Source organism: Conyzicola sp., assembly GCF_046714715.1.
GTDB lineage: Bacteria > Actinomycetota > Actinomycetes > Actinomycetales > Microbacteriaceae > Conyzicola.
Genome location: NZ_JBKKAD010000156.1, coordinates 1 through 10,959 on the forward strand (window position 1 = coordinate 1; position 10,959 = coordinate 10,959).

Annotated in this window: 9 protein-coding genes; 6 read left to right on the forward strand and 3 right to left on the reverse strand. The window is 69.6% G+C overall.

The features are described 5' to 3' along the window. Nucleotides 1-59: 59 nt before the first annotated feature. Entirely contained in the window at nucleotides 60-1,190 is a 1,131-nt protein-coding gene (locus ACLQ6X_RS11580; RefSeq protein ID WP_411700315.1) for a hypothetical protein, read from the forward strand. Nucleotides 1,191-1,319: 129 nt separating this feature from the next. Here the strand turns inward: ACLQ6X_RS11580 and ACLQ6X_RS11585 are convergent, their stop codons facing one another. Beyond that, on the reverse strand, nucleotides 1,320-1,841 hold the full coding sequence (locus tag ACLQ6X_RS11585; protein WP_411700323.1) for a DUF3515 family protein: 522 nt from the start codon (nucleotides 1,839-1,841) through the stop codon (nucleotides 1,320-1,322). Nucleotides 1,842-1,873: 32 nt separating this feature from the next. On the opposite strand from ACLQ6X_RS11585, the gene thiL reads away from it, so the two are divergent. Further along, complete coding sequence (thiL, locus tag ACLQ6X_RS11590; RefSeq protein WP_411700316.1) at nucleotides 1,874-2,848, forward strand: thiamine-phosphate kinase; 975 nt, start codon at nucleotides 1,874-1,876, stop codon at nucleotides 2,846-2,848. A 294-nt stretch (nucleotides 2,849-3,142) separates the two neighbouring features. On the opposite strand, the gene ACLQ6X_RS11595 is transcribed toward thiL, so the two are convergent. Next, nucleotides 3,143-3,721 carry an RsmD family RNA methyltransferase gene (locus tag ACLQ6X_RS11595; RefSeq protein ID WP_411700317.1) on the reverse strand — a complete coding sequence of 193 codons (579 nt, stop codon included), beginning with the start codon at nucleotides 3,719-3,721 and terminating at the stop codon, nucleotides 3,143-3,145. Between the two features lie 92 nt (nucleotides 3,722-3,813). Here ACLQ6X_RS11595 and ACLQ6X_RS11600 point away from each other — a divergent pair, with 92 nt between their 5' ends. The 4 genes from ACLQ6X_RS11600 (at nucleotide 3,814) to fgd (ending at nucleotide 10,007) form a co-directional block, all read left to right on the forward strand. After that, nucleotides 3,814-5,526: an acyl-CoA dehydrogenase family protein gene (locus tag ACLQ6X_RS11600; protein ID WP_411700318.1), complete on the forward strand. Its 1,713-nt coding sequence runs from the start codon at nucleotides 3,814-3,816 to the stop codon at nucleotides 5,524-5,526. A gap of 117 nt (nucleotides 5,527-5,643) precedes the next feature. Continuing rightward, nucleotides 5,644-6,777, forward strand: a complete 1,134-nt coding sequence (locus ACLQ6X_RS11605) for a magnesium and cobalt transport protein CorA (protein ID WP_411700319.1) — start codon at nucleotides 5,644-5,646, stop codon at nucleotides 6,775-6,777. Between the two features lie 19 nt (nucleotides 6,778-6,796). Further along, a complete protein-coding gene (locus ACLQ6X_RS11610; RefSeq protein ID WP_411700320.1) occupies nucleotides 6,797-8,959 on the forward strand; it encodes an ATP-dependent DNA helicase RecG in 2,163 nt (720 codons plus the stop codon). Nucleotides 8,960-8,984: 25 nt separating this feature from the next. After that, complete coding sequence (gene fgd, locus ACLQ6X_RS11615) at nucleotides 8,985-10,007, forward strand: glucose-6-phosphate dehydrogenase (coenzyme-F420) (RefSeq protein ID WP_411700321.1); 1,023 nt, start codon at nucleotides 8,985-8,987, stop codon at nucleotides 10,005-10,007. A 79-nt stretch (nucleotides 10,008-10,086) separates the two neighbouring features. Here fgd and ACLQ6X_RS11620 read toward each other — a convergent pair. Beyond that, on the reverse strand, nucleotides 10,087-10,959 hold an 873-nt coding region (locus ACLQ6X_RS11620), incomplete at its 5' end, for an EamA family transporter (RefSeq protein ID WP_411700322.1).

Below are 10,959 nucleotides of genomic sequence, written 5' to 3' on the forward strand. Positions count from 1 at the left end.
CAGCCGCACCGGGCCAGCAGTAGACAGTTGCGGCGCTCGAGATTCTTGGATGGTCACGCGTGAGTTCACCCTGGGCAGTACTTTTCGGCGGGCCCTCGCCCGAGCATGAGATCTCGATCCTCACCGGTCTGCAGTCGGAGCGGGTACTCACCGCGAGCGGCGAGAGCGTGCTGCCGATCTACTGGGCGCCGAACGGCGAGTGGTGGCTCGTGCCGTCGGCCACCGAGGCCAAGGACTACCTCAACGGCGTGCCCAAGGGCGCGAAGGCCGTCGACGTGCGCCTCTCTGGCGACACCGGCCTCTACGTCAAGAAGCGCGCGCTCGACATCTCGGCCGTTCTGCTCACCCTGCACGGCGGCGTCGGCGAGGGCGGGGGAGCCGCGGCGCTCTTCTCGCTGCTCGGCATCCCCGCCACCGGCTCCACCCTGTTCGCGGGCGCGGTCGGCATGGACAAGCTCGCCTTCGGCGGCCTCATGGAGGTTGCGGGCATCCCCACGCTGCGCCGCGAGCTGCTGTCGGCCACCCGGTCGCCCTCGTTCCCCGGCCCGTACATCGTCAAGCCGCGCTTCGGCGGATCCTCTATCGGCATCGAGATCGTCGAAGACGCCGACTCTGCCCGCGCGATCGCCCGTGCCTCCGCGCACCTGCGCGCCGGCGCCGTGGTCGAGCCCTACCGGCCCGAGCTGGTCGACCTGAACATCTCGTTCCGCACCTTCCCGTCGCTCGAGGTGACCGCGCTCGAGAAGCCCGTGCGCTCTTCGAGCGAGAGCGGCCTCTACTCGTACGCCGAGAAGTACCTCTCCGGCGGCGCGGGCAGCGAGGCCGGACTCTCCAGCGCCCCCCGCGAGTTCCCCGCCCTGGTGCCTGAAGCGGTCGCGACCCTCGCGGCCGAGCTGGCGACCCGCGTGGCCGAGGTCACGGCGCTCACGGGTGTCGTTCGTGTGGACCTGCTGCTGGATGAAGCGAACGGCGAGCTCTTCGTCAACGAGGTCAACTCGATCCCCGGCGCCATGTCGCTGTACCTGTGGGCGCCTCAGGTGCCCGCCGCCACCGTGCTCAAGGACGCCCTCGTCGAGGCGCGCGACCGTCGAGTCGTGCTGCCAGCCTCGGGCTTCGGCTCGGGCGCCGCGCTGCGTGCGGCCGGCGGCATCGCCGGCAAGCTCGTCGGCCTCGACGGCCCGCGCGGCTAGCGCCAAGCTGACCGGCCTAGCGGGTTCAGCCCGTCGAGACCCGGCTATGAGCCGCTTCCGGCCTAATGACGCGACCACGGTCGAGTCATTCGGCCGGAAACGCGTCATCTGCGATACGGGCGTGCGCGCCTACGGAGCGGGCGTCGGCACCGGCGTCTCGGTCGGGGTCGGCGCGCCCAGGCTGTCCTCGATCTCGGTGCACTGCGCCGTCTCGACGGTGGCGCCGACGGCATCGACGAGGTCGTACAGTGCCGATCCGGGTGACATCGCGTCGCGGTTCACGATGACCTCGGTCGCCGGCTCGCGCCCGTAGGTGGTGAAGACATAGTTGGGCGCATCCGCATCGTCGCGCAGCCAGTAGACGTCCTCGACGAGTACGCACGGCAGGGTGCTCGCGCGATCCGGAATCGCGACGCCGCAGCGCAAGAGCACCGAGGCCGGCGATCCCCACGCGCCGGTGCCCTGCGCGTTGGTCTCGCGCAGCGGCAGCTCGCCCACCGCGTCGGGAAGGCGCACCATGACCTCCGCGCATCCGGCGTTCTCCGCGTCATCAGCTGCGGTGAGGCTCACGGTCTGCGCACAGCCGGTGAGGGCTCCGAGGGCGATCAGGCCTGCGGTGGCGATCAGGGGAGTGGCGGTCAGGCGGAGCATCGATTTCACCGGTTCAGGCTACCGTGTGAAGCATGACGCAACCCGATACTCTGCGCGGCATCGGGGAGTCCGCCAGCCTCGCGCGCATCTTCCCGCGCCTCCCGTCGTCCGACTTCGCGATCATCGGACCGGGCGACGACTCCGCCGTGATGAGCGCGCCCGATTCCCGTTTCGTCGTCACCACCGACATGATGATCCACGGCCCCGACTTCCGGCTCGCCTGGTCGACCCCGCACGACCTCGGCTGGAAGGCCGCGGCCTCGAACCTCGCCGACGTCGCCGCGATGGGCGCGCGCCCGACGGCCCTCGTCGTGGCGATCGCGGCGCCCGCCGACTCGCCCGTCGCGCTGCTCGAGGGCATCGCCGACGGTCTGCGCGACGCCTGCACGGCCCTCGCCCCCGGGTGCGGCGTCGTCGGCGGCGACCTCTCCGTGTCGGCGACGCTCACGATCGCGGTCACGGCATTCGGCGACCTCGACGGCCGCGCCCCCGTGTTGCGTTCCGGCGCCCGGGTCGGCGACGTGGTCGCGGTCTCCGGGGTGCTCGGCCAGGCCGCCGCTGGACTGCGCCTGCTCTTCGAACACGGTGTGAAAGACGAGACCCCGGATGTCGCGGCCACCGCGGCCCTCCGCGCGGCCGAACCGGCTCTCGTGGCCGCCCAGCTCGCGCCGGCACCCCCGATCGGCGACGGCGTCCTGGCCGCGCTCGGCGGGGCGACGGCGATGCTCGACCTCAGCGACGGACTCGCGCTCGACGCCCGCCGCCTCGCGACCGCCAGTGGCGTCGCGGTCGACCTGTCGGCGGCGGCCGTCGGCGACCGCGAGTCACTCGACGGGGGAGAGGACCACTCCCTGCTCGCCACCTTCCCGGCTGATGCACCGCTGCCCGGCGGGTTCCGCGCGATCGGCACGGTGGTGGCGGGCTCCGGCGTGCTCGTCGACGGGCAGCCCTACGACGAGCGCGGCGGCTGGGACCCGTACGAGCAGTGGAGCGGCCAGGCCGGTTGAGCAGGCCGCCCGCGGCCAAATCGAAACCCCTGTACGCGGATTGAGCCTGTCGAAGTCCCGGCGCTTTCCGAGGTAGTGCACTTGAGCACAGTGCGGATGCGCCCGCACCCGCCACAACTGCCCTTTCGGCGCGGGTGGCGGGTTGCCTCCCGTGCGTTCGACAGGAGCCGTGGCATCCGGATGCCCATATCTTCCTGTCGAAGGGCCGCGCGGGCAAAACCGTCCTGTTGGTTCGGCCGAGGCCTCGATACGGTCGCTGAGCGACCTACTCGACCGGCTCAGCACCGGCCGCGACTACTCGACCGGCTCGACCGTGCGCGCCCACCACAGGGTCGTGTCGCCGTAGTCCTTGCGTCGCTCGAGCTCCAGCCCGAGGGGCCACGTCGGCTCGGGGCTGCGCGAGCTGCGTTCGAGCACCACTGTCCCGTCCGCCGACACCCGCGGCGCGAGCAGTTCCAGCGTGTGCGCGAGCTCCGCCTCGCCGAGGTCGTACGGCGGGTCGAGGAACACCACGTCCCAGGCGTCGCGCGACGGCGCGAGGAACGCGTCGACGGCCTGACCCGAGACGTCGATCGACAGGGTCGAGCCGCGCGGCTTGGCGCGCAGCAGCAGCGCGGCGTTCGACCGGCACGCCTTCACGGCCGCCGGCCCCTTCTCGACCAGCACGACCGCCGAGGCGCCCCGTGACGCGGCCTCGAGTCCGAGCGAACCGGTGCCGGCGTACAGGTCGACCACGCGCGCACCGTCGAGCGCGCCGCGGGCGTCGAGCGCCGAGAAGATAGCCTCGCGCACCCGGTCGCTGGTGGGGCGGGTTCCGGTGCTGGGCACGACGAGGGTGAGCGATCCGGCGAAACCGGAGATGATGCGGGTCATTGCCCCAACGGTACCGGGATTCCACGCGGCATCAGTAGTAGAGAGTCCACAACGGGTTAGCGCCTCCACCGCAGCATCCACACAATCGGTTCATGGCCAGCGTCGATCGTACTTCCAAGCCCTCCTTCACCAGGGCGCTCTTCCTCGGTAACACCCACTCCGAACTCGTGATGCCGTACCCGCTTCTCGCCGGTGACGAGCGCACGAGGGTGAACGCCCTCGCCGGCAGTGCCCGCGAATACCTGACCGAGACCTACGATCCGTGGAAGGCCGAGGAGCAGCGTTGGGTCGGCGACGACACCATTCGCGACCTGGGCGAGCGCGGCCTGCTCGGCCTCTTCGTCGACGAGCAGTATGGCGGGCAGGGTCTCAGCCAGACCGGTTACTGCCGCGTGATGGAGGAGTTCGGCCGCGTAGACGGCGCCCTCGCGGTCGTGATGGGCGTGCACCAGTCGATCGGCACCAAGCCCATCTACCTCTACGGCACCGACGACCAGAAGGCCCGCTGGCTGCCCGATCTCGCCGCCGGCCGCAAGCTCGCGGCGTTCGTGCTCACCGAGCCGAACGTCGGCAGCGACGCCTACAACCTCGAGACCTGGGCCGAGCGGCAGAGCGACGGCAGCTGGATCCTCAACGGCGAGAAGCGCTGGATCGGCAACGGCAGCAAAGACGTGCTCACCGTGTTCGCACGCAGCGACCTGGGTCACGTCGCCCTCGTGGTCGAGAAGGGCACCGAGGGCCTCAGCACCGGCCCCCGCTTCGACACCCTCGGACTGCGGGCCAACAACCTGCAGCGCGTGCACTTCAACAACGTGCGCGTGCCGGCCGAGAACCTGCTCGGCGAGCCCGGCGATGGCTTCCGCATCGCCATGAACACGCTGAACAACGGACGCATGTCGATGGGCACGTCGATCGCCGGCGGCATGAAGGCGTTCCTCGACTACACCCTCGAGCACGCCGACAGACGCGAGCAGTTCGGGCGAAAGCTCATCGACTTCGAGATGGTGGAGGAGAAGGTGGCGTGGATGAACACCCAGATCTACGGCCTCGAATCCATGTCGTACCTCACCACCGGACTCGTCGACCGCGGCGACGCCGACTTCTCGCTCGAGTCGGCGATGACCAAGGTCGTGGCCAGCGATGTGGGCTGGAAGGCGCTGAACAAAGCGTTCCAGGTGCACGGCGGCACCGCGTTCATGAGCGACCACCCGCTGTCGAAGGCGCTGCGCGACTTCCGCATCTTCCCGATCTTCGAGGGTGCCAACGACGTGATGCGCGCCTACGTCGCCCTCAACGGCGTCAAGGGTCTCAGCGATGCCCTGCCCGACGTGCGCGCGCTCACCATCGGCGCGCCCGGCAAGGCCATCGGGGTTCTCGCGCCCTACGTCGCCGACCGGGTGAACCGCGCGCTGCGCCCCGAGAAGCTCGCCGGCGCACACCCGAGTGTCGCCAAGCAGGTCTCCGCGGTCGCCGAGCAGGTCGCGCGCCTGCGTGACCGCGCCGAGGCCGCGTTGCGCACGCACGGCAAGCAGGTGCAGGAGAAGCAGTTGGTGCAGAAGAGACTGTCGGATGCTGCATCCGGAATCTATGCGCAGGTGGCCGTGATCAGCCGCATCACCGCGGTCATCCACCGCGACGGCGCCCCGGCCGCGGGCGCCGAGCGCGCCGTGGCCGTCGACTTCTGCGACCGGGCCGCGCGCCAGGTGGGCAGGGAGTTCCGGTCGCTCGAGGTCAACTCAGACGCGGCCACGAACCAGCTGGGCAAAGCCGTGCGGCAGAGCAACGGCTACGCGTTCGACCTGTAATCAGAGTGCTGGTTGAGTAGGTCGCGCAGCGACCGTATCGAAAACTGTTCGAGGGTTTCGATACGGGCGCCAGAGCGCCCTACTCAACCCGCAACCTGAGCGCGGTAGCCTGCCACCATGCCCAGTAACTTCCGCATGCCCTTCCGCGGGTTGTGGCGCACCAGCAAGCCGGAACCGGCGCCGGAGCCCGTCGACCTGCGCCCGCAGATCACCCCCGAGACATCCGTCGGCAGCAGTCTCATCAACAACGCCATCTACGAGGCCGGATGTCGCGTCGAGAAGCCCGGATCCCTCGGTGCGACCTACGCGGCTCTCGCCCAGCGCACCGACGCGATGGCGTGGATCGGCCTCTACCGCCCCTCCGTCGACGAGCTCACCTCGCTCGCCGGACAGTTCGGCCTGCACGAACTCGCGGTGGAAGACGCGGTGCTCGCGCACCAGCGTCCCAAGCTGGAGCGCTATGGAGACACCCTGTTCGTGGTGCTACGCGCCGCCCGCTACGTCGACGCGATCGAGGAGGTCGAGTTCGGCGAGCTGCACGTGTTCATCGGCCCGAACTTCGTCATCACCGTGCGTCACGCCGAGTCTCCCGACCTGTCGGTCGTGCGCCGACGGCTCGAGGAGTCGCCCGACCTGCTCGCGCGCGGCACGGAGGCGGTGCTCTACGCGATCCTCGACGCGGTGGTCGACGGCTACCTGCCCGTCGTCGCCGGCATCGCGAAAGACATCGACGAGATCGAGACACAGGTGTTCGACGGCGACCCGAGCGTCTCGCGCCGCATCTACGAGCTGTCGCGCGAGGTCATCGACTTCCAGCGCGCGGCCCAGCCCCTCATCGGCATCGTCGACCAGATCTCGAACGGGTTCGACAAGTACTCGATCGCGGAGGACCTGCAGCAGTACCTGCGCGACGTCGCCGACCACGTGACGCACGTGAACGAGCGTATCGAGGAGTTCCGCACCCTGCTGCGCGACATCCTGACGGTGAACGCGACCCTCGTGGCGCAGCGCCAGAACGAGGACATGCAGAAGGTCGGCGAGGCGAGCAACCGACAGGCTGTGGAGACGCGCAAGATCTCGGCGTGGGCCGCCATCCTGTTCGCGCCGTCGCTCGTCACCGGCATCTACGGCATGAACTTCCGGTTCATGCCCGAGCTCGAGCTCAGCTGGGGCTACCCGGTGGCTCTGCTGCTGATGTTCGGGGTGAGCGCCGCGCTGTTCGTCGCGTTCAAGAAGCTGAAGTGGTTGTAGCGCGCGTAATCTTGTACCCGTGACCTCCCCGCTCGACGCGCCCCTCAAGAACGCGCTCGGACCCCGCACGAGCGCGGCGCTGGCGAAGGGGCTCGGCCTAAAGACGGTCGGCGACCTGCTGAGCCACTACCCCCGCCGCTACATCCGTCGGGGCGAACTGACCGAGCTCACGCACCTGCCGCTCGACGAGAACGTGACCATCGTCGCCGAGGTGCTCGAGGTGCGTCAGCGGTCGATGCAGGCCCGTAAGGGGTCGATCCTCGAGGTCAAGATCAGCGACGGCAAAGGCGTTCTCACCCTGACCTTCTTCAACCAGGCCTTCCGAAAAGAAGAACTGGTGCCGGGTGCACGCGGCATCTTCGCGGGCAAGATCGGCGAATACCGGGGCGCCCTGCAGCTCACCCATCCCGACTACGAGCTGTTCCAGGACCAGACCGGCGGCGGTGATGACGAGGCGCGCAAGTTCTTAGAGCTGCTCGTGCCCATCTACCCGGCCACGGCGTCGATGACGAGCTGGCAGATCCAGAAGGCGATGGCGGTCGTGCTCGATACCTTGCCGCCGCTGCCCGACCCGGTGCCGGCCGCGATCCGCACTCGTCGCAAGATCACCAGCTACGAGCGCGCGGTGCAGAGCATCCACCGGCCGGCCACGGATGCCGAGTGGGGCGCCGCCCGCAAGGCGCTGCGGTTCCAGGAGGCGTTCGTGCTGCAGGCGGCGCTGCTGCAGCAGCGGGCGAAACTCCGCGCGGTGAAGAGCACGTCGCGGCTGCCCGGCGCGCTGCTCGCCGGCTTCGATGCGGCGCTGCCGTTCACCCTTACCAACGACCAGAAGACGGTCGGCGACGACATCTTCATGGACCTCGCCGGCGGCACCCCGATGAACCGGCTCGTGCAGGGCGAGGTGGGCTCGGGCAAGACGCTCGTCGCGCTGCGGGCCATGCTCGCCGTCGCCGAGTCGGGCGGGCAGTCCGCGCTGCTCGCCCCCACCGAGGTGCTCGCCCAGCAGCACCTGCGCTCGATCGTGAAGACGCTCGGCCCCGACCTCGCCGCGAAACTGCGGCCGACCCTGATCACCGGGCAGCTGAGCGTGCCGGAGAAGCGCAAGGCCCTGCTCGCCGCGGTATCGGGTTCCGCACGCATCGTCGTCGGCACGCACGCGCTGCTGAGCGACAACGTGGCTTTCTACGACCTCGGCCTCGTCGTGGTCGACGAGCAGCACCGCTTCGGCGTCGACCAGCGCGAGGCACTGCGGCTGAAGGGCGCGACCCCGCCGCACGTGGTCGTTCTCACCGCCACCCCTATCCCGCGGACCGTGGCGATGACCGTGTTCGGCGACCTCGACATCTCGACGATCGCGGAACTGCCCGGCGGCCGCGTGCCGATCAAGAGCTTCGTCGTGTGGAACAAGCCGCTCTACGACCGGGTCTGGCTGCGGGCCGCCGAGGAGATCGCGCAGGGCCGACAGGTGTTCGTGGTGTGCCCGGCGATCGAGGCGAAAGAGGAGGTCGGAGACGACGGCTCCCTGCCCGAACCCGTCGAGGCGACCGGGGGCGCCGCCGCAAAACGACCGATCGCCAATGTCACGGATGCGACCGCCGAACTGCGCGCCAACCCCGCGCTCGCCGGCCGCAGCATCGAGACGCTGCACGGGCGCATGTCCAGCGACGAGAAAGACCGCATCATGCAGGCGTTCGCCGCGGGCAGCATCGACGTTCTCGTGGCCACCACCGTGATCGAGGTGGGCGTCGACGTGCCCAACGCGAGCACCATGGTGATTCTCGATGCCGACCGGTTCGGCGTCTCGCAGTTGCACCAGCTGCGCGGCCGCGTCGGCCGTGGCGGGGTGCCGAGCGTCTGCCTGTTCGTGACGCATGCGGAGGAGGAGACCCTCGCCCGCGAGCGGGTGGAGGCCGTGGCATCCACTCTCGACGGCTTCGAACTCGCCCAGAAGGATCTCGAATTGCGGCGCGAGGGCGACGTGCTCGGCAATACCCAGTCGGGCGGACGGTCGAGTCTGCGACTGCTGCGGGTAGCGAAAGACGGCGAGCTCATCGCCGATGCCCGCGACCTGGCCTCGGCGGTGCTCGAGGTCGACCCCACCCTGAACGACTACCCCGACCTGCGCGACGCGCTCGCCCGTCGGCTCGACGCCGAGGCTGAGGCCTTCCTCTCGAAGAGCTGAGGCGCGGCGGTCATAGAGTTGACCCATGCTTCCACTGAAACTCGGCTACAAGGCGTCAGCAGAACAGTTCGCACCGCGGGAGCTCGTCGAGATCGCGGTCCTCGCCGAGCAGCACGGCATGGAGAGCGTCGCCGTGAGCGACCACTTCCAGCCGTGGCGGCACACCGGCGGCCACGCCCCCTTCTCGCTGGCCTGGATGGCGGCCGTGGGGGAGCGCACGTCACGCGTGCAGATCGGCACCTCGGTGATGACTCCGACGTTCCGCTACAACCCGGCCGAGATCGCGCAGGCGTTCGCCACGCTCGGCTGCCTGTACCCCGGGCGGATCATGCTCGGCGTCGGCACGGGCGAGGCGCTGAACGAGATCGCCACCGGATTCCGCGGAGCGGGCGAGCAGGACTGGCCCGAGTTCAAGGAGCGCTTCGCACGGCTGCGCGAGGCCGTGGGCCTCATGCGCGCGCTGTGGAGCGAAGACAAGGTGAACTTCGAGGGCGACTACTACTCGACCCACGACGCCAGCATCTACGACCGTCCCGAGGGCGGCATCCCCGTCTACATCGCGGCCGGGGGACCGGTCGTCGCCGGCTACGCGGGACGCGCGGGCGACGGTTTCATCTGCACCTCGGGCAAGGGCATGGAGCTCTACACCGAGAAGCTGCTGCCGGCCGTCGCCGCGGGAGCCGAAAAGGCCGGGCGCGACGCGGGCACGATCGACCGGATGATCGAGATCAAGATCTCGTACGACACCGATCCCGAGGTCGCACTCGAGAACACCCGCTTCTGGGCGCCGCTCTCGCTGTCGAAAGAGCAGAAGCACGACATCACCGACCCCACCGAGATGGAGGCCGCCGCCGACGCGCTGCCGATCGAGCAGGTCGCCTCGCGCTGGATCGTGGGCTCCGACCCCGACGAGCTCACCGAGACGATCGGCGCGTACGTGTCGGCCGGGTTCAACCACCTCGTCTTCCACGGACCAGGGCACGACCAGCGCCGATTCCTCGAGCTGTTCGAGCGCGACCTGGCGCCGCGCATCCGCGCTCTGGGGTAGGGCCGTGTGCTGGTTGAGTAGGTCGCTCCACGACCGTATCGAAACCCCCGCGAGGTTTCGATACAGGCCGCAGGCGGCCTTACTCAACCAGCAGTAGCGGGCTGCGTCTGCGCCTCTGGTAACTCGCCACCAGCACTCCGACGACCACGGCGGCACCGGCCAGCAGCTCCGTCAGGTCGATCACCTCGCCGAACGCGATCCACGAGGCGAGCACGCCGACGACGGGTACGAGCATCGAGAACGGCGCGACGGTGCTCGACGGGTAGCGCTTGAGGAGGCCGTTCCAGATGCCGTACCCGACGATCGTGGCGATCACGACGATGTAGAGGAGGCCGAGCACGGAGGGCAGCGCGTCCAGCGTGAACGCCGTCGCGAGGCTCTCGCCGATGCGGCGCGGTCCCTCGACCAGCAGCGAGATCGCGAGCATCGGGATGGGCGGGATCACCGACATCCACAGGGTGAGGTGCAGAGCGTTCGGGGCCTGGGCTTTGCGGGTCGACACGTTGCCGATCGCCCAGCCGAGCGCGCCGCACAGGGTCAGCAGCACGGGGAGCAGGGCCGCCACCTGCGACCGGTGCACGGCTATCGCCGCCAGGCCGAGAACCGCGATAGCGATCCCGACGGCCTGCCGCGCGCTGATCCGCTCGCGCAGCCAGATGCCGGCGATGATCACCGAGAACGGGGCCGAGGCCTGCAGCACGATCGAGGCGAGGCCGCTGGGCATGCCCGCCGCCATGCCGAGGTAGAGGAACGCGAACTGCATGGTGCCGATGCCGAGCCCGACTCCGAGCAGCCATCGGAACGGCACGTCCGGGCGCGGAATGAAGACCAGCGTGGGGATCGCGATGATCGAGAAGCGCAGCGCCACCAGGAACAGCGGGGGAAAGTGCTCGAGCGCGAGGGCCGTCGCCGGAAAGTTGACGCCCCAGCAGACGGCGACGAACAGGGCGAG